Raw genomic sequence first — 17,090 nt, 5'->3', positions numbered from 1 at the left:
GGCGAGTGGCCAGTCTAGGCAGCAGCGCGTGCGCTGCCGATGAACGAGGCTGCCCTCAGCGTGCCGCACGTCCAGCAGGGGACACCTGCACCCGGTCGCGGCCCAGCGCCTTGGCCTCGTACATGGCGGCGTCGGCGGCACGCACCAGCGCGTGCCAGCCGATCGGATCAAGCGCGCCCTGGGCAACACCGAAGCTGGCCGTGACCCGCAGGATGTCACGGCTGCCCAGCACGATGTCGTGCGCACGCAATGCCACCCGCAGCGACTCGGCCAACCGCCGGCCACTGGCCAGATCACCATCGGCCAGCAGCACCAGGAATTCCTCGCCGCCGTAACGGGCGATGCTGTCGTTGCGGCGCAGATGGCTGCGCAGCAACTGCGCCACCTGCACCAGCACGTCATCGCCGGCCGCATGCCCCTGGCCATCGTTGATCGCCTTGAAATGGTCCACGTCCAGCAGAATCACCACCGCCTGCGTGCTTCCCTCGGCACGCCGCTGTCGTACCCGTTCCTCCAGCGAGCGCCGGTTCAACAGGCCGGTCAGCTGATCGGTATCGGCCAGCTCGCGCAGCTCACGGGTCAATGCCGAGCGCTGGTGCGACTTCGCCCGCAGTACCTCGATGGCATCGAACAGGCGCTGCATTTCCGCCATCGGGTGGGTGGCATGCTGCTCTGCACCCGGCGTGTCCGAGGCGATCTGGATCACCTGCGCCTGCGCCTGCAGCAACGGCCGCAGGATCTGCACGTGGGCGATGCGCAGTGCCAGCGCAAGCAGCAGCAGCGTACCCAGCACGGTGGCGCCCAGCACGGCCAGGCGTACCGCTTCCTTGTTGCGGGTGTGCTGGAAGCGCGCGATCGAAACGCCGAGGTAGCCATCACGCAGCGCTTCCAGCGATTGCAGGGTGGGCACGTAGCGCGCGGTGAACTCGGCCGCCGTCCAGGGTGGCGGTACGCCGCGCCGGCCATCGTCGATCAGCTGTTCCACCATCGGCAGCGACTGGCCGAAGAACTGCCGGCGCGCCATGTCCCAGTGCAGGGACAGCGCCGGCTCGCTGCGGAACACCGATTCGTGGCTGGCCGCCAATCGCCACAGCTCCAACAGGCGGCCCTCGGTCTGCTGCGCGGCGCGTACCTGCGACTCGCGCCACGCGCCGGGCACGGCCAGCGGCGCCATCACGTTGGATGCCAAGCGGCCACCGTGCTCGCGCAGGTCGATCAGGATCTGCCCCTGCATGGCAGGAATCGCGGCTTCGCGATCAGCCGCGACCAGATCGCTGATCTGCACCGAGGTCAGCGCCTGCAGCCGGTCGTACACCGCGAACATGTTGTTGATCGCGTGCTCCACCTCCTCTGCCGAGCGCTCGCCTCTTGGCAGCGCGGCCACCCGGTCGACCGCGGCGCGCGCAGTCTGCAACCGGCGCCGCGCTTCGTGCAGGCGCGGTGTTTCGTCCACCACCCGCGGGTCGTTCTGGAACACGCTCTGCAGGTGCTGCGTCGCTGCGTCCACCCGCTGCCGTGCGACCGCCAGCTGCGCGGCCAGTCGGCGCTGCTCCTGCACATCGGTGCTGTCGGCGCCGAGCAGGCTGTTGGCCGGTCCACGCTCGGCCGACACCAGATTGGCCAGTTCGAAGGTCTGCTGCAGTTGCTGCAGGCTGACCAGGTTGGCCTCGGCTTCGGTGTAACGCTGCGTGCCCTGCACCAGCGCGATGGCCATCAGCGGCAGCGTGCACAGCACGAACAGGCCACCGAGCATCCAGAGCCAGGTCTGCAGTCCGTTTGGCGATGCCCTGCGGCCCATCGATGTGTCCCCTGGCGTGCGGATCAGTGTAGCGCTCTGCCCGGGTGAAGGCGGGTCAGATCCAGCGCTGGTCCACCAGTTCGCGCTTCACGTAGGCGTAGAACACCGGCGCGGCTACCAGCCCGGGCAGGCCGAAGGCCGCCTCCATCACCAGCATGGCCAGCAGCAGCTCCCAGGCGCGCGCCTGGATCTCGCCGCCGACGATGCGCGCGTTGAGGAAGTACTCCAGCTTGTGGATCACCACCAGGTACAGCAGCGCAGCCACGGCCACGTAGAACGACACCGACAGCGCGACGATGGCGATGATGGTGTTGGAGATGATGTTGCCCACCACCGGCAGCAGGCCCGCCAGGAAGGTGATCAGCACCAGCGTCTTCGACAACGGCAGGTGCACGCCGAACAGCGGCAGCACGCCCAGCAGGAAGATGGCGGTGAACACGGTGTTGAGCAGCGAGATCTTCACCTGCGCGAACACCACCTGGCGGAACGCGGTGGCCAGGCGGCTGGTGCGGCCGATCAGTTCCTGCGCCAGCGGGCCCATCTTCGGCAGCGGCAGTTCGTCATACAGCGCGATCATCGCGCCCAGCACCATGCCGATCAGCACCCGCACGCCCACCTGCACCACCGATGTGCCGGCCACGCCCAGCTGGCGCTGGTGCTCGGCGGCCCATTCGTTCACGGCGGCGCGCAGCGCCGTCAGATCCTCGGGAATGTAGGGCTGCAGCAGGGCCGGCACCTGGTGGCGCGAGGTGTTGAGGATGTCCATCAACCGCGCCAACAGCACGTCCGGGCCACCGGTCTCGTTGCGGAAGAACGAGGCCACGCCGATACCGGCCAGCACCAGCACGCTGATGATCACCGCCGACAGCACGATCACCGCGATCGCCCGCGCCCGGCCGGGACGCAGCTTGCCTTCCACGGTGGAGGCCAGCACATGGGTCAGCTGGAACACCAGCAGGCCCGACAGCAGGGTCACCACCAGGCCAAGCTTCAGTGCCAGCCACATGCCCAGCAGCATCATCAGCCAGGCGGCGATGCGTGCGGCGGGAGGCCTGGGCAGGGTCGGGATGACGAGGGACATCGGGGCACATCCTGGTGGGGTGGCCCATGGTAGTGGATTGAGGTGATGCGCCCGCGCATGCGCGTCCCTGTGGCGGTCGCGTGCCGTCAGCGTGCGGCCACCGCGCCTGCCGCACGCGCCAATGCGACCGCCTCCTGATCACCCTTGCGTTCGCTGTAGCGATCGACCAGGTAGTCCGCACGATCCCGCGTGAGCAGGGTGAACTTGACCAGTTCCTCCATCACATCCACCACCCGGTCGTAGTACGCCGAGGGTTTCATCCGCCCGTTCTCGTCGAACTCCTGCCATGCCTTGGCCACCGAAGACTGGTTGGGGATGGTCAGCATGCGCATCCACCGCCCCAGCACGCGCAGCGTGTTGACCGTGTTGAACGACTGCGAACCGCCACTGACCTGCATCACCGCCAGCGCCCTGCCCTGCGTCGGGCGCACGCTGCCGTCTTCCAGCGGCAGCCAGTCGATCTGGTTCTTGAACACGCCGGTGACCGTGCCGTGGCGCTCCGGGCTGATCCAGACCTGGCCTTCGGACCAGTGCGACCACGCGCGCAGGCGCTGCACTTCAGGGTGATCTGCGCCGACGCTGTCGAGCATGGGCAACCCATGCGGATCGAACACCCGGGTCTCGCAGCCGAGGTGGCGCAGCAGGCGCTCGGCCTCCAGCGCCAGCTTGCGGCTGAACGACTGCGGGCGCAGCGAGCCATACAGCAGCAGGATCCGCGGCGGGTGTGCGCGGCCGGCGCCCAGCAGGGTCGGGTCGGGCTGGGGAAGCGAGGCTTCGACCAGATTCGGAAGGGTGGCGCTTGCGATGGATTCATTCATTCGACTATTCTAGAAATATGGAAACGAAGAATGCAATCACCGCCCTTACCGCCCTCGGCCATGCCACCCGCCTGGCCGCGTTCCGGCTGCTGGTCGAAGCCGGCCCGGCCGGACGCATGGCCGGTGACATCGCCGCCGCCCTGCAGGTGCCGCCGGCCACGCTCAGCTTCCACCTGAAGGAGCTGCTGCAGGCCGGGCTGGTCGAGAGCGAGAGCCAGGGCCGCAATGTCTGCTACCGCGCCAACTTCAGCGCGATGACCGGCCTGATCGACTACCTCACCCACAACTGCTGCGCAGGCTCGCCCGATCCGGCCTGCAGCCCCACCTCCCCTGATTGCGCCTGCTGACCGGAGATCTGCTTCGTGACCACCCAACGCGTCCTGTTCCTGTGCACGGGCAATTCCGCCCGCAGCGTCCTTGCCGAAGCCACGCTGCGGGCGTGGGGCGGTCATCGCTTCGAGGTCTTCAGCGCCGGCAGCCAGCCCACCGGCGAGGTCAATCCGTTCGCACTTGCGCAATTGCAGGCCGAGGGCATTGCAACGGCAGGCCTGCGCAGCAAATCGTGGGACGAGTTCGCCGACGGCGCGCCGATGGACCTGGTGATCACGGTCTGCGATGCCGCGGCCGCCGAGGCATGCCCGGTGGTGTTCGGCGATTTCGTGCGCGCGCACTGGGGCCTGCCTGATCCGGCCGCCGTGGATGGCAGCACGGAAGACAAGGCGGCTGCGTTCGCGCAGGCCCACGCCATCGTCAAGGCACGGTTGCTGGCCCTGCTCGCATTGCCCGCAGCTACATGGTCCGACCGCGGGCCGTTGAAAGACGCGCTGGATCGCATTGGCTTCGTGCAGCCCGGGGACGGCCAGGCGTGAGCGCACCAGCACCGATGGGATTGTTCGAGCGTTACCTGACCCTGTGGGTGGCGCTGTGCATCGTGGCCGGCACCCTGCTTGGCCACGCGCTGCCGCAGCCTTTCGCTGCACTGGCGTCGGCAGAGGTGGCCAAGGTCAACCTGCCCATCGCGGTGCTGATCTGGCTGATGATCATCCCGATGCTGCTGCGGGTCGATTTCAGTGCGATGCGCCAGCTCGGCCAGCACTGGAAAGGCATCGGCGTAACGCTGTTCATCAACTGGGCAGTCAAGCCTTTCTCGATGGCGTTGCTGGGTTGGTTCTTCCTGCGCCACGTGTTCGCCGACGCGCTGCCTGCCGCGCAGATCGACAGCTACATCGCCGGGCTGATCCTGCTGGCAGCAGCGCCCTGCACTGCGATGGTCTTCGTGTGGAGCAACCTGTGCCGCGGCGATGCCAATTTCACCCTCAGCCAGGTGGCGTTGAACGACGCGATCATGGTGGTGGCCTATGCACCGGTGGTGGCGCTGCTGCTGGGCCTGTCGGCGATCAGCGTGCCATGGGACACGCTGCTGCTGTCGGTGTCGCTGTACATCATCGCGCCGGTGCTGGTGGCCGCACTGCTGCGGCGCTGGATGCTGGCCCGTCGCGGCCAGGCTGGCCTGCAGTCCGCGCTGCGCACGCTGGGCCCGGTCTCGCTGCTGGCCCTGCTGCTGACGCTGGTGCTGTTGTTCGGTTTCCAGGGCGAGCAGATCGTTCGGCAGCCGCTGGTCATCGCCATCCTGGCGGTGCCGATCCTGATCCAGGTCTACTTCAACTCCGGGCTGGCCTACCTGCTCAACCGGCGCCTGGGTGTTGCCCACTGCGTGGCCGGTCCCTCGGCGCTGATCGGCGCCAGCAACTTCTTCGAACTGGCCGTGGCCACCGCCGTGGGCCTGTTCGGCGTACATTCCGGCGCGGCGCTGGCGACCGTGGTCGGCGTGCTGATCGAAGTACCGGTGATGCTCTCGGTGGTGCGCCTCGTCAATGCATCGCGCGGCTGGTACGAGCGGCGCTGAGGCAAGGACGCACCGCGCAGGTCGCCCAGGCTGCCGGCGCCATCGCTCTCAACATCCACTTCACCCGTGATGGGATTCGATGGCCGGACAGGAGCTCCTGCTGCAGCGCCCGGTCGGTTGGGCAAGGGCATACCGCCCTGCATGGTTGTTGATCATCCCCTGCCCTGCCCACCCTGAGGACGTTGCCGTGGACACATCACTTCACTCCCTTGCGAAGCTGGCCGCCCGCGTGTTGCTGATGCTGCTGTTCCTGGTATCGGGCCTGGGCAAGCTGTCCGACCCGGCGGCAACACAGGGCTACATGGCCGCGATGGGTCTTCCCGGCATCCTGTTGTGGCCGACCATCCTGTTCGAGATCGGCACGGCCCTGTGCATCCTGCTCGGTTTCCAGACCCGGGCAGTGGCAGCGGTGCTCGCCGCCTTCAGCCTGGTCACGGCCTTCATCTTCCACCACCAGCTCGCCGACCCGGTGCAGCAGATCATGTTCCTGAAAAATCTGGCCATCGCCGGCGGCTTCCTGCTGCTGGCCTGCAGCGGGCCTGGCCGCTTCAGCGTGGACGCCAGGCGCGGCAAGCCCTGAGCCGGGCAAAGCGCGGCATCCCGCCGCCCTGCCCTTGCCTCAGCGACCCTTGGGCGGGGCCGTCGAACCCCGCAGCATCACGCTGAAATCCAGCGTCTGCTGAAGCGGTACATCGACCTGTTCGATGATGGCGAGCAGCAGGTTGACCGCGCGCTCACCGATCTCCCGCATCGGTTGCCTGATGGTCGTCAACGGAGGCGTGAGGTAACGCGATGACGCCAGGTCGTCGAAGCCGACGATGGAGACGTCATCTGGCACGCGGATGCCAAGATCCCGGCAGGCTGCCAACGCACCCAGCGCCATCTGGTCGCTGAAGCAGAAGATCGCGGTGGTTGCGGTTGCGGGCGGCAGCAGCGCCATCGCGGCCGCATGGCCGGACTCCACGGAAAAGTCACCCGGCACGACGCTGAGGTGGCGCAGGCGGCCACGCGCCCTGCCGGCGGCGCGCACGCCTTCCAGCCGTTGCGTGTGCAGGGGATTGTCGGGCGGTCCGCCCACCACAGCGATCCGCTCGTGCCCCAGTCCGTACAGGTGCTCCATCACAGCGCGCGCGGCGGCCGCGTTGTCGATGTGGACGCTGGGGATGCCCAGCGCGGGATCGAACTCGCAGCCATTGACCACCGGTGCAGCGGTACCTCGTTGCTGGACAATCTCGCGCGCCGTCGGCGGCAGGCGATGCCCCAGCACGATCAGACCATCGGCCTCGTTGCGCCGGAGCATCTGCGCGTAGCGCTCCTCGCGCTCGGGCAGGTTCTGGGTGTCGCCCAGCAGGACGGCGTAGCCAACGGCCTGCGCCGCATCCTCCGCACCCTGCAGGATCTGCGCGAAGAACGGGTTGGCGATGTCCGGCACGGTGACCAGGATCTTGCCGCTGCGCTGGGTCTTGAGGGTCCTGGCCACCGTGTTGGGCACGTAGCCCAGCGCAGCAGCGGCCTGCTCGATGCGCGCGCGAGTAGCCGGCAGCACTTTGTCCGGCCGGGAAAGCGCTCGCGACACCGTGCCTGCGGAGACGCCGACGTGCCTTGCGATGTCGTAGATGGTGGCCATGGCGCTACCTCTTCCTTTCGCTGTGCAGTGCACAACGGGTCTTTCGAATGCCCCTGCTAGGATAATGCAATCGATTGCATCGAGGGCGAATCAACGTGAAGACGCTCAAGGGTCCAGCGCTGTTCCTGGCGCAGTTCATCGGCGACACACCTCCCTTTGATCGGCTGGACACGCTGGCCGGATGGGCCGCGGGGCTGGGCTATTCTGGCGTACAAGTGCCGACCAGCGCGCCCCACCTGTTCGATCTGGCCGAGGCGGCGCGCAGCCAGGCGTACTGCGACGATGTCAGCGGCATGCTGGGCGGACATGGCCTGCAGATCACCGAGCTGTCCACCCACCTGCAGGGGCAGCTGGTTGCCGTCCATCCGGCCTATGACAGCCTGTTCGACGGATTCGCGCCGCCGGACAAGCGTGGCGATCCGGCCGCCCGCCAGGCCTGGGCGGTGGAGCAGCTGCTGCTGGCCGCCAAGGCCAGCCAACGCCTGGGGCTGACCGCGCATGCCACATTCTCCGGCGCACTGGCCTGGCCTTACTTCTATCCCTGGCCGCAGCGGCCACCCGGGCTGGTGGACGAAGCCTTCGCCGAACTCGGCCGACGCTGGCGCCCGATCCTGGATGCCTTTGACGCCTGCGGCGTGGACCTGTGCTTCGAGATCCATCCCGGCGAGGACCTGCATGACGGCGCGACCTTCGAGCGCTTCCTCGACGTGGTGGACCACCATCCCCGCGCGAAAATCCTGTACGACCCCAGCCACCTGCTGCTGCAGCAGATGGACTACCTCGGCTTCATCGACCGTTACCACGATCGCATCGGCATCTTCCACGTCAAGGACGCGGAATATCACCCCAGTGCCAGCAGTGGCGTGTATGGCGGCTACCAGGACTGGATCGATCGTCCGGGCCGATTCCGATCACTCGGCGATGGGCAGATCGACTTCAAGGCGATCTTCTCGAAATTCGCCCAGTACGACTTTCCCGGCTGGGCAGTGCTGGAATGGGAGTGCTGCCTGAAGCACCCGGAAGACGGTGCACGGGAAGGAGCCGCCTTCATCCGCGACCACATCATCCGCGTGACCGAACGCGCCTTCGACGACTTTGCCGACAGCGGCACCGATCCCGGATCACTGCGCCGCATGCTCGGGATCTGAGACATCACTGCCTGGGAGGGCAAGCCATGACGCACACCATGTCGCGCTTGGGCGCGATGATGTTTCTGCAGTTCTTCATCTGGGGGGCATGGTTCGTCACCCTGGGAACCTATCTGGTGCAGGGCCCGCTGCAGGCCAGCGCAAGCCAGGTGGCGACGGCCTTCCTCAGCCAGTCCATCGGTGCCATCGTCGCGCCTTTCCTGGTCGGTTTGATCGCTGACCGCTACTTCGCGGCGCAGCGCATCCTTGCGGTCCTGCACCTGGCTGGCGCAGTGCTGATGTGGCTGGCGTCCACCGCAACCAGCTTCAGCATGTTCTCCGCCTGCGTCATGGGCTACATGCTGCTGTTCATGCCGACGCTGGCACTGGCCAACAGCGTGGCGATGCGGCACATGCAGTCGCCCGAGAAACAGTTCCCGCTGGTGCGGGTGGCCGGCAGCGTCGGCTGGATCGTGGCAGGCGTGCTGATCGGCTGGCTGGGCTGGGAACAGGCGCATCGGCTCGAGCTGACCTTCCGGATGGCGGCGATGGCGTCGCTGGCGCTGGGCCTGTATGCGTTCACCCTGCCGCACACCCCGCCGCTGGCACGGCAGCGCGACGCCGGCCTGGGACAGATCCTGGGGCTGGATTCGCTGCGCCTGCTGAAGTCACGCTCCTACCTGGTGTTCTTCCTGGCGTCCATCGCGATCTGCATCCCGCTGGCGTTCTACTACAACTTCACCAACCCGTATCTCAACGATCTGGGCGTGCGCGGCGCGGCGGGCCTGCAGTCGCTGGGACAGGTCTCCGAAGTCCTGCTGATGCTGGCCATGCCGTTCCTGTTCGTGCGCCTGGGGGTGAAGACGATGCTGGCGGTGGGCATGGCCGCATGGGTCGTGCGTTACGTCATGTTCGCCTTTGGCGATGCGGGCGGCGGCTTCTCGCTGCTGGTGATCGGCATCGTGCTGCACGGCATCTGCTACGACTTCTTCTTCGTCACCGGCCAGATCTACACCGATGCGCACGCCGGCCCGGCCGCGCGCAGCAGCGCGCAGGGATTCATCACCCTGGCCACGTATGGCGTGGGCATGCTGATCGGTACGTTCCTGTCCGGCGCGGTGGTGGAGCACTTCACCACTGCAGCCGGTCCGGACTGGCAGCAGATCTGGCTGTTCCCGGCAGGGGTCGCGCTGCTTGTGCTGATCGCCTTCCTGCTGCTTTTCCGCGACCGGCCCGTGGTTGCGGCCGCACCTTCCACGCCCTGAGGACCCTACCTGATGCCAAAGCCTGGAATCGCCATCGTCGGCACAGGAATGATCGGTGCCGTGCACCGTCGCGCGGCGCTGCTGGCGGGTGCCGACATCCGTGGCGTGGCCGCCTCTTCTCCGCAGCGCGCACGCGATGTGGCGCAGGCGTGGGGTGTCCCGCGTGCCTATCGGGACATCGAGGAGGTGGTCGCCGATCCACAGGTGCAGGTCGTGCACGTATGCACGCCCAACCACCTGCACCGCCCCATGGCACAGGCCGCACTGGAAGCCGGCAAGCACGTGGTCTGCGAGAAGCCGCTGGCCACCACGCTGGAGGACGCCCGCGCGCTGGCGGCGTTGGCTACCGCCAACGCGCTGGTCGCCACGGTGCCCTTCATCTACCGCTACCACCCGGTGGTCCGCGAGGCGCGCGCACGCATCGCCCATGGCGAACTGGGGCCGTTGCACCTCATCCACGGCAGCTACCTGCAGGACTGGCTGCTGGACCCGGCCAGCAACAACTGGCGCGTGGACCCGGCGCTGGGCGGCGCCTCGCGCGTGTTCGCCGACATCGGCTCGCACTGGTGTGACCTGGTGGAATGGGTCAGCGGCGAGCGCTTCACCGAGGTCAGCGCGGCGTTCGACACGGTGATCGCCGAACGCAGCACCGACACCGGGCAGAGCTTCACCACAGCAGCGGCCGGTGGCGCGATGCAGGCGGTCACCAGCGAGGACGTGGCCGCGGCGATGTTCCGTACTGGCGCCGGGACGCTGGCATCGTTGACGGTCAGCCAGGTATCGGCCGGACGCCACAACCGTCTCTGGTTCGAGATTGATGGTGCCAGGGCCAGTGTGGCGTTCAACCAGGAAGATGCCGAGCGCCTGTGGATCGGCAAGCCCGACCAGCGCGAGGAAGTCTTCGTGCGCGGGCCGGGCGCCGGCAGTGCCGAACAGCGCCGGCTATCGCTGTTGCCGGCCGGGCACGCGCAGGGCTACGGCCACTGCTTCGAGGCATTCGTCGCCGACACCTACCGCGCCATCGAAGGCGAGCGACCGGATGGCCTGCCCACCTTCGAAGACGGCGTGCGCTCGGCGCTGATCGTCGACCGCGTCATCACCTCGGCCAGGACCCGTGCCTGGACCGCCATCGGTTGAACCCCGGGAGCATCTCATGATGAACACGCCTGCCCGCAGAACTGCCACCCTCGCCCTGTTGCTGTTCGCTGCCCTGCCCGTCCTGGCACACGAAGCCGTCAGCCCGCACAGGCCCATCGCCGTGCAGATGTACACACTGCGCAACGCCGGCCCGCTCGACCAGCAGTTGAAGATCGTCCACGACGCCGGCGTGGATGCAGTGGAAACGGTGGGCACGCAGGGCGTCAGCGCGGCCGAACTCAAGCAGTTGCTGGACCGCTATTCGATCAGGGCGATTTCCTCCCACGTGCAACTGGCCGAGCTGCGCAAGGACCTGGACGGCGTGGTGGCCTTCAACCGGTTGATCGGCAACACCACCTTGGTGGTGCCTTACCTGGACGCGAAGGATCGGCCGACCGATGCCGCAGGCTGGACCGCGCTGGGCAAGGAACTGGGCGCGATCGCCAAGCAGGTACGGGCCAAGGGCATGCGCCTGGCCTACCACAACCATGACTTCGAACTGGTCGACTTCAATGGCCGGACCGGCCTGGAACTGCTGTTCGCAGCGGCCGGGCCGGACCTGCAGACCGAGCTGGACCTGGCCTGGGTCGCGCGTGCAGGCCTGGACCCGGCGGTGATGCTCGGCAAGTTCCGCGGCCGCCTGTTCGCGGTGCACGCCAAGGACAATGCAGCCAAGGGCCAGGCCGAAGACGAGGGCGGCTTCGCGGCCGTCGGCCAGGGTGTGCTGGACTGGCGCGCGATCCTGCCAGCCGCCGCAGCGGCCGGCGTGCACTGGTACATCCTCGAGCACGACCAGCCACGCGATCCGGCCAAGGTCATCCAGACCGGCGCGGACTACCTGCGTGAACACCTGTCCCCCCGCCTGCCAGCCAGCGCGCAGCGCTAGTACGCGAAGGAGTCCTGATTGAAAACGATGCTGAAAGTGGCTGTGATTCTCTGTGCGGCGATGCTGGCAACCACGGCATGGTCCAAGGACGACCCTGCAGCCGGCGCAAAGCTCTACACAGCGAACTGCACGGCCTGCCATGGTGCCGATCGCGCCGGCATGCCGGGCGCATTCCCCGCGCTCACCGACATCGGCAAGCGCCTGGATGCCGCGCAGATCAAGGACAAGATCAGGAAGGGCGGCGGACTGATGCCGCCGTTCTCCCAGCTGTCGCAACAGGAGATCGACGACATCACCAGCTATCTGGCGAAATAGGCCGCCAGCGTTACAGCTCGCGCACCCAGATGTTGCGGTAGCTGACCTTGGAATCATGTTCCTGCAGGTAGAGCGGCGCGCACGCATGCGGTGAATACGAGGGCGGGCCGATGTACTCGGTCCTGCCCGCCAGCACGGTGTCGTCCTGCACCAGCACGCCGTTGTGCAGCACGGTGATGCGCGCGGGCGAGATGAGCCCGCCGCCCGGCGAGAAGCGCGGTGCCTTCCAGAGGATGTCGTAGGCCTGCCACTGCCCCGGTGCGCGCGAGGCGTTCACCAGCGGCATGGCCTGCTTGTAGATGGAGCCGGCCTGGCCGTTGGCATAGGTCGGGTTGTTGTAGCTGTCCAGCACCTGCAGCTCATAGAGTTCCTGCAGGAAGATGCCGCTGTTGCCCCGGTTCTGGCCGTCGAAACCCTTGGTCTCGACAGGTGTGCGCCACTCGACATGCAGCTGGATGTCGCAGAAGCGCTGCTTGGTGCGGATGCCCTTGCTGCCCGGCACGATGGTCATGGCGCCGTCGGCGACGGTCCAGGGCACACGCCCACCCTGCTCCGACTCCCAGGCGGAGGCATCCTTGCCATCGAACAGCACGATGGCGTCGGACGGCGCCTTGCCCGGCGGCGTGGCCACGGTTGCAGGCACGGGCGTCCACACCTCGGTCTTTGCCGGGTCGCGCGCGGGCTCGGTGTTGGCCTGCGCGAACGCCGGTGCCGCGGCCAGCACGCCGGCGGCGATCAATAGCGGCGCGATCTTCAAGGCGTGATCCATCAGCTGGTCCCCCATGCGGGCGTGCCGGGAACATAGGCCAGGTCGCCGTCGTAGCGGCCCGGCACGGCGACGTAACGCAGCACTTCGGTCGCGCCAACCTTGGAGGTGAAGAAACCGAAGATGGTGAGCTGCTTGAACATCGTGAAGTAATGCGGCATCGGCTCTCCTGCTTCGGCGGTGCCGGTTTCGGTCACCTCGACCGCGTGCTTCCTGGCCTCTGCATCCAGCGCGCGCAGCAGTTCAGTGCGGGCCTGCGGCGCAAGTGAAACGAAGCGGCCGCCGGCGCGTTTGTCGATATCGGCGAGGCCAGCGCGGAATGTCGCCTGCTGCCGGGCGGTGTAGCAGTCGCTGACGAACGTCGCCATGAACGCACCGGCGCCTGCGTCTTTCGCCCCCGGCGTTTTCGTCCGCGGCAGGATGGTCTCGGCGATCTCGTCCAGCGTGCCGACCTCCGCGTCGGAGAAGCGCGTCATCGCCCCTGCGGCGGGAGCCTGTGCCTGACCGAGCGCAGGCAGGCCGATCATCGCCGCGCCGGTGGCGGCGACGATCATCTTCAGCAGTTCGCGGCGGTCCATCAGAGGTTCCCCGCTTTCAGTTCGCGCACGGCATGGTCAGCAGCCCGCGCGGTCAGTGCCATGTAGGTCAACGAAGGATTCACGCACGCGCTGGAGGTCATGCAGGCACCGTCGGTGACATAGACGTTGGGCGCATCCCAGACCTGGTTGTGCTGGTTCAGCACGGACGTCCTGCGGTCACGGCCCATGCGCGCGGTCCCCATCTCATGGATGCCCTTGCCCGGGGCGTAGTCGTTGTCGTGCATCTCCACGTCCTTGACGCCGGCGGCCTCGAGCATCTCGGCGGCATCGGCGGCCATGTCCTTGCGCATGGCCAGTTCGTTGGCGCGCATCGCTACGTCCATCGCCAGCACCGGCAGTCCCCACTTGTCCTTGCGGTCCCGGTCCAGGCGGATCGTGTTGTCGTGGTGCGGCAGCATTTCGCCAAAGCCGGTCATGCCGATGCGCCAGTCACCAGGAACGGTCAGCGCCTCCTTCAGGTCGGCGCCGATGTTCAGCTCGGCGATCTCGCGCGACCACCCCGTGCGGCTGGCACCGCCCTGGTAGCCGAAACCGCGCAGGTAGCCGCGCTTGTCAGCGGCCACGTTGCGGAAGCGGGGAATGTAGAAGCCGCAGGGACGACGGCCGAAGTAGTACTTGTCCTCGAAGCCTTCGACCCGGCCGGAGGCACCCGCGCCGAAATGATGGTCCATCACGTTGTGTCCCAACTCACCGGACGAAGAGCCCAGCCCACCCTCCCACACATCGGTGGCCGAGTTCATCAGCAGCCAGGTCGAATTGAAGGACGATGCGTTGAGGAAGATGACCTTGGCCGTGTACTGGTAGGTCTGGCCGGTCTCTGCGTCGATGATCTCCACGCCCCGCGCCCGCTTGCGATCCTTGTCGTAGAGCACTTCCTTGACGATGGAGAACGGCCGCAAGGTCAGGTTGCCGGTCTTCATCGCCGCCGGCAGTGTCGCCGCCTGGGTGGAGAAATAGGCACCGAAGGGACAGCCGAGGATGCACTTGTTGCGGTACTGGCAGTTGACGCGGCCCTGCTCGGGCATCGGCTTGGTGATGTTCGCCGTGCGCGAGTGGATCATGTGCCGGGTTCCGCCGAAGGCCTTCCTGATCCGCGCGGCCACGTCCTTTTCGACGATGTTCAACGGGATCGGCGGCAGGAACTCACCGTCCGGCAGCACGTCCAGCCCTTCGCGCGTACCGGCAATGCCGGCGAATTTCTCCACATGGTCGTACCAGGGCGCGATGTCGGCGTAGCGGATCGGCCAGTCGGTGGCGATGCCGTCCTTCAGGTTCGCCTCAAAATCCAGGTCGGAGAAGCGATAGCTCTGACGGCCCCACATCAGCGAACGGCCACCCACGTGGTAGCCGCGGAACCAGTCGAATCGTTTGGTCTCGATGTACGGCGATTCCTGTTCGTCGGCCCACATGCCCTGCAGGTTCTCGGCCAGCGCGTAGTCGCGCATCAGCACCGGGAAGGCGGCCTTCATCGCCTGTGTAGGCCGGTTGCGATGCGGGAAATCCCACGGCTCCTTCATCGCGTTGACGTAGTCCTTGACGTGCTCGATGTTGCGTCCGCGTTCCAGCATCAGGACCTTCAGGCCCTTCTCGGTCAGTTCCTTCGCCGCCCAACCGCCACTGATTCCCGAGCCAACAACAATGGCGTCGTAATGATTGTCTGCCATGGATCTCTCACCTGGTGGATATCGTTTCAGACGTCGCAGAGGCGGATGGCCTCGCGCAGCGAACCGACGGGATCCGGTGCCGCAGGCATGAATTCCTGCGCCAGATACCCATCGAAACCGGTGTCGCGGATCGCGCGACAGATGGCGGGGTAATTGAGTTCCTGCTGGTCCCCGATCTCGTGCCGCCCCGGCACGCCCGCGGTGTGGTAATGCTTGAAACAGGCGTGATGCCTGCCGATGGTGGCGATGATGTCGCCCTCCATGATCTGCATGTGATAGATGTCGTACAGCAGGCCGAAGTTGTCCGAGCCGAGCCGCTGGCACAGCTCCACGCCCCAGGCGGAGTGGTCGCACAGGTAGTCGCGATGATCGACCCTGGAGTTCAGCAGCTCCATCACCAGCACCACGCCACGTTTCTCGGCATGCCCGAGGATGCGCTTGAGGCCGGCCTCGGCATTGGCCATGCCCTCCTGCGGGTCCATCCCGTTGCGGTTGCCGGAAAAGCAGATGAGGTTGCGGTAACCGGCATCGGCCACCAGGTCGATATGCCGCGTGTAGCGCTCCACCAGCTGATCGTGGAACTCACGGCCGGCAAAGCCTTTGGTAAGGCCCAGCTCCGCGCCGTTGCACATCGAGCTGTATACGCCATGGGCCTTCAGGGTGGGCCAGTCTTCCGGGCCGACCAGGTCGATCGCGGCAAAACCGATGTCCTTCACCGTCGCGCAGAGCTGGGCGACCGACAGCTGCGGGAAGGTCCAGCGGGCAACGGCGTGCTTCAGGTTGCCCTTGAGCGGCGCAGTGGCGGCAAACGCAGGCAGAACGCCCGCCGCCCCCAAGCCAAGGCTCGCAGCGGCCGCCATGCGCAGCGCATCGCGCCGCGTGAGGCCCGGAGCCGGTCTGATCGAATGGATGGACATCCACCTGCCGGCCTCCCAACCGGTATCAAACGCAACGATTCACGGCAATGCAATCGATTGCACCATAGGGGAGGAAATTGTCTGTTTGCAAGTCGCGGTGCACGAAAATCAATGCTGCGAGGCACCACGGCAAGCCCGATTCCGGCATCGCAGCTGAGCGGCCAAGGTGTGCAGCGCTGCGGGGAAGCGAACGCGCGTGAAGCTCAGTGCAGTTCCCGCTTGCCCTGGGACCGGGCCAAGGCGCGCAGGTGTTGATGCCAGCGCGGTTCGAATTCCGCGTAGCTGCCGATCAGCTGCTGGAAGGCCGCTGGATCTCCGCGTCGGTGCAGAAGCAGCAGAGCTTGCCGACGATGGGCCTGGTCGTCGCCTTCCATCAGGAAGTGAACCAGGCTCCACCATGCCAGGTAGTAGCCGTTCACGTGCGCTGCGACGGGCGGCCCGCTGTCTTCCACCAGTTGCTGCAGGGTGGGCAGCGGCGCATTTTCGAGGCTGGGGCGCCCGGCGCTATCGAAGCGTAGTTCGCTCAGCCACCAGACCGGGTAGCCGGCCGGATCCGGCGTGCCCACCTGCAGCGTTCCGCCTGAAAGCCTGCTGGCGCCGAAGTAACAGGCCATGCCTTCGTTCATCCAGCGTCGCGGGGACAGGCCACTGGCCTCGGCCAGCAGCTGATGGGTCACTTCATGCAGCATCCACTGATGGGGCGCGTCGCCCTCGCCGGGGTAGGCAAAGGCGTAAGGTCGGCGGTAGTACGCCTCGGCCCATGGGCTGCTGCGGTTGTGTGCCTTGAAGTCGACCTGGTCGCGGTACAGCACCAACTGGAAAGGCCCGGCGGTGCCTCGCTGCCCCACGGTCATCGCATACGACCGATGCAGCGCTTCCACGGCCATGCCGACCGCAGCGGTCTGTTGCGGGTTTGCGGCGCTGTGGATGAGGAAGTGCGGTGTACGCGACGCCATCGCAGGCAGGCCAGGTGGCGCGGTCGTAGCTGATTGGCGCCGGGAATCGCGGTTACCGCCGTCGCTGCAGCCGCCGAGAATCAGCAGCAGGGCGACGGTGGCTAGGCGGAAGCGCGTCATGTGCACCCACGCTACAACAAAAAACCCCGGCAGGCGCTGGGCCTTGCCGGGGTTCTGCAGGCCGGAGCCTGGCGGGAATCAGAACGGTTGTGTACACAGGAGCAAATC

General features: G+C 66.8%; 18 protein-coding genes. 9 read left to right on the top strand and 9 right to left on the bottom strand.

The genetic code is table 11. From position 1 onward, the window contains the following. Positions 1-55 precede the first annotated feature (55 nt). From J2X70_RS08320 to arsH, 3 genes are all read right to left on the bottom strand, one after another. A complete protein-coding gene (locus J2X70_RS08320; protein WP_309909868.1) occupies positions 56-1,798 on the bottom strand; it encodes a GGDEF domain-containing protein in 1,743 nt (580 codons plus the stop codon). Between the two features lie 55 nt (positions 1,799-1,853). Continuing rightward, a complete protein-coding gene (locus tag J2X70_RS08315; protein ID WP_032975895.1) occupies positions 1,854-2,879 on the bottom strand; it encodes an AI-2E family transporter in 1,026 nt (341 codons plus the stop codon). An 86-nt stretch (positions 2,880-2,965) separates the two neighbouring features. Then, on the bottom strand, positions 2,966-3,697 hold the full coding sequence (arsH, locus tag J2X70_RS08310; protein WP_032975894.1) for an arsenical resistance protein ArsH: 732 nt from the start codon (positions 3,695-3,697) through the stop codon (positions 2,966-2,968). Positions 3,698-3,714: 17 nt separating this feature from the next. Between arsH and J2X70_RS08305 the strand changes: the two genes are divergently transcribed. The 4 genes from J2X70_RS08305 to J2X70_RS08290 all read left to right on the top strand — a co-directional run bounded on the left by J2X70_RS08305 (position 3,715) and on the right by J2X70_RS08290 (position 6,183). After that, a complete protein-coding gene (locus tag J2X70_RS08305) occupies positions 3,715-4,044 on the top strand; it encodes a metalloregulator ArsR/SmtB family transcription factor (RefSeq protein WP_032975893.1) in 330 nt (109 codons plus the stop codon). A gap of 15 nt (positions 4,045-4,059) precedes the next feature. Continuing rightward, entirely contained in the window at positions 4,060-4,566 is a 507-nt protein-coding gene (locus J2X70_RS08300; protein ID WP_309909864.1) for an arsenate reductase ArsC, read from the top strand. Between the two features lie 14 nt (positions 4,567-4,580). Beyond that, positions 4,581-5,603, top strand: a complete 1,023-nt coding sequence (arsB, locus tag J2X70_RS08295; RefSeq protein ID WP_309909959.1) for an ACR3 family arsenite efflux transporter — start codon at positions 4,581-4,583, stop codon at positions 5,601-5,603. A 187-nt stretch (positions 5,604-5,790) separates the two neighbouring features. Beyond that, positions 5,791-6,183 carry a DoxX family protein gene (locus tag J2X70_RS08290; RefSeq protein ID WP_025873933.1) on the top strand — a complete coding sequence of 131 codons (393 nt, stop codon included), beginning with the start codon at positions 5,791-5,793 and terminating at the stop codon, positions 6,181-6,183. Positions 6,184-6,222: 39 nt separating this feature from the next. Here J2X70_RS08290 and J2X70_RS08285 read toward each other — a convergent pair whose 3' ends face one another. After that, positions 6,223-7,230: a LacI family DNA-binding transcriptional regulator gene (locus tag J2X70_RS08285; RefSeq protein ID WP_309909861.1), complete on the bottom strand. Its 1,008-nt coding sequence runs from the start codon at positions 7,228-7,230 to the stop codon at positions 6,223-6,225. A gap of 95 nt (positions 7,231-7,325) precedes the next feature. Between J2X70_RS08285 and J2X70_RS08280 the strand changes: the two genes are divergently transcribed. Genes J2X70_RS08280 through J2X70_RS08260 form a run of 5 tightly spaced genes read left to right on the top strand, consistent with a single transcriptional unit; the run spans position 7,326 to position 11,960 of the window. Continuing rightward, positions 7,326-8,378, top strand: a complete 1,053-nt coding sequence (locus J2X70_RS08280) for a sugar phosphate isomerase/epimerase family protein (RefSeq protein WP_301864214.1) — start codon at positions 7,326-7,328, stop codon at positions 8,376-8,378. A gap of 26 nt (positions 8,379-8,404) precedes the next feature. Further along, positions 8,405-9,622: a nucleoside permease gene (locus J2X70_RS08275; RefSeq protein ID WP_032975891.1), complete on the top strand. Its 1,218-nt coding sequence runs from the start codon at positions 8,405-8,407 to the stop codon at positions 9,620-9,622. A gap of 12 nt (positions 9,623-9,634) precedes the next feature. Next, positions 9,635-10,759, top strand: coding sequence for a Gfo/Idh/MocA family oxidoreductase (locus J2X70_RS08270; RefSeq protein WP_223482083.1), 1,125 nt, complete (start codon positions 9,635-9,637; stop codon positions 10,757-10,759). A gap of 19 nt (positions 10,760-10,778) precedes the next feature. Further along, a complete protein-coding gene (locus J2X70_RS08265) occupies positions 10,779-11,645 on the top strand; it encodes a sugar phosphate isomerase/epimerase (RefSeq protein WP_309909858.1) in 867 nt (288 codons plus the stop codon). A gap of 18 nt (positions 11,646-11,663) precedes the next feature. Continuing rightward, positions 11,664-11,960, top strand: a complete 297-nt coding sequence (locus J2X70_RS08260) for a cytochrome c (protein ID WP_025873939.1) — start codon at positions 11,664-11,666, stop codon at positions 11,958-11,960. Between the two features lie 10 nt (positions 11,961-11,970). Here J2X70_RS08260 and J2X70_RS08255 read toward each other — a convergent pair whose 3' ends face one another. From J2X70_RS08255 to J2X70_RS08235, 5 genes are all read right to left on the bottom strand, one after another. After that, the gene (locus J2X70_RS08255; RefSeq protein WP_309909856.1) at positions 11,971-12,729 is read right to left on the bottom strand and encodes a DUF1080 domain-containing protein; all 759 of its coding nucleotides are present in this window, start codon (positions 12,727-12,729) and stop codon (positions 11,971-11,973) included. Further along, positions 12,729-13,304, bottom strand: coding sequence for a gluconate 2-dehydrogenase subunit 3 family protein (locus J2X70_RS08250; protein WP_218788880.1), 576 nt, complete (start codon positions 13,302-13,304; stop codon positions 12,729-12,731). Before J2X70_RS08250 ends, J2X70_RS08255 begins: the two co-directional genes overlap by 1 nt. Beyond that, positions 13,304-14,989: a GMC family oxidoreductase gene (locus J2X70_RS08245; protein ID WP_140227585.1), complete on the bottom strand. Its 1,686-nt coding sequence runs from the start codon at positions 14,987-14,989 to the stop codon at positions 13,304-13,306. Before J2X70_RS08245 ends, J2X70_RS08250 begins: the two co-directional genes overlap by 1 nt. A gap of 26 nt (positions 14,990-15,015) precedes the next feature. Next, positions 15,016-15,906, bottom strand: a complete 891-nt coding sequence (locus J2X70_RS08240; RefSeq protein ID WP_199776077.1) for a TIM barrel protein — start codon at positions 15,904-15,906, stop codon at positions 15,016-15,018. A gap of 203 nt (positions 15,907-16,109) precedes the next feature. Continuing rightward, positions 16,110-16,982 carry a hypothetical protein gene (locus J2X70_RS08235; RefSeq protein WP_309909852.1) on the bottom strand — a complete coding sequence of 291 codons (873 nt, stop codon included), beginning with the start codon at positions 16,980-16,982 and terminating at the stop codon, positions 16,110-16,112. Positions 16,983-17,090: the final 108 nt, after the last annotated feature.

This window comes from Stenotrophomonas sp. 1337 (assembly GCF_031455455.1).
Classification (GTDB): domain Bacteria; phylum Pseudomonadota; class Gammaproteobacteria; order Xanthomonadales; family Xanthomonadaceae; genus Stenotrophomonas; species Stenotrophomonas indicatrix.
Note: the sequence above shows the minus strand (reverse complement) of the source record. Positions and strands in the feature narration are given on the sequence as shown.

Bases quoted from the DNA above. Each gene is read 5' to 3' on its own strand.
- J2X70_RS08320 (WP_309909868.1), bottom strand. From the start codon at position 1,798: ATGGGCCGCAGGGCATCGCCAAACGGACTGCAGACCTGGCTCTGGATG.
- J2X70_RS08315 (WP_032975895.1), bottom strand. From the start codon at position 2,879: ATGTCCCTCGTCATCCCGACCCTGCCCAGGCCTCCCGCCGCACGCATC.
- arsH (WP_032975894.1), bottom strand. From the start codon at position 3,697: ATGAATGAATCCATCGCAAGCGCCACCCTTCCGAATCTGGTCGAAGCC.
- J2X70_RS08305 (WP_032975893.1), top strand. From the start codon at position 3,715: ATGGAAACGAAGAATGCAATCACCGCCCTTACCGCCCTCGGCCATGCC.
- arsB (WP_309909959.1), top strand. From the start codon at position 4,581: ATGGGATTGTTCGAGCGTTACCTGACCCTGTGGGTGGCGCTGTGCATC.
- J2X70_RS08285 (WP_309909861.1), bottom strand. From the start codon at position 7,230: ATGGCCACCATCTACGACATCGCAAGGCACGTCGGCGTCTCCGCAGGC.
- J2X70_RS08275 (WP_032975891.1), top strand. From the start codon at position 8,405: ATGACGCACACCATGTCGCGCTTGGGCGCGATGATGTTTCTGCAGTTC.
- J2X70_RS08270 (WP_223482083.1), top strand. From the start codon at position 9,635: ATGCCAAAGCCTGGAATCGCCATCGTCGGCACAGGAATGATCGGTGCC.
- J2X70_RS08265 (WP_309909858.1), top strand. From the start codon at position 10,779: ATGAACACGCCTGCCCGCAGAACTGCCACCCTCGCCCTGTTGCTGTTC.
- J2X70_RS08255 (WP_309909856.1), bottom strand. From the start codon at position 12,729: ATGGATCACGCCTTGAAGATCGCGCCGCTATTGATCGCCGCCGGCGTG.
- J2X70_RS08250 (WP_218788880.1), bottom strand. From the start codon at position 13,304: ATGGACCGCCGCGAACTGCTGAAGATGATCGTCGCCGCCACCGGCGCG.
- J2X70_RS08245 (WP_140227585.1), bottom strand. From the start codon at position 14,989: ATGGCAGACAATCATTACGACGCCATTGTTGTTGGCTCGGGAATCAGT.
- J2X70_RS08240 (WP_199776077.1), bottom strand. From the start codon at position 15,906: ATGTCCATCCATTCGATCAGACCGGCTCCGGGCCTCACGCGGCGCGAT.
- J2X70_RS08235 (WP_309909852.1), bottom strand. From the start codon at position 16,982: ATGACGCGCTTCCGCCTAGCCACCGTCGCCCTGCTGCTGATTCTCGGC.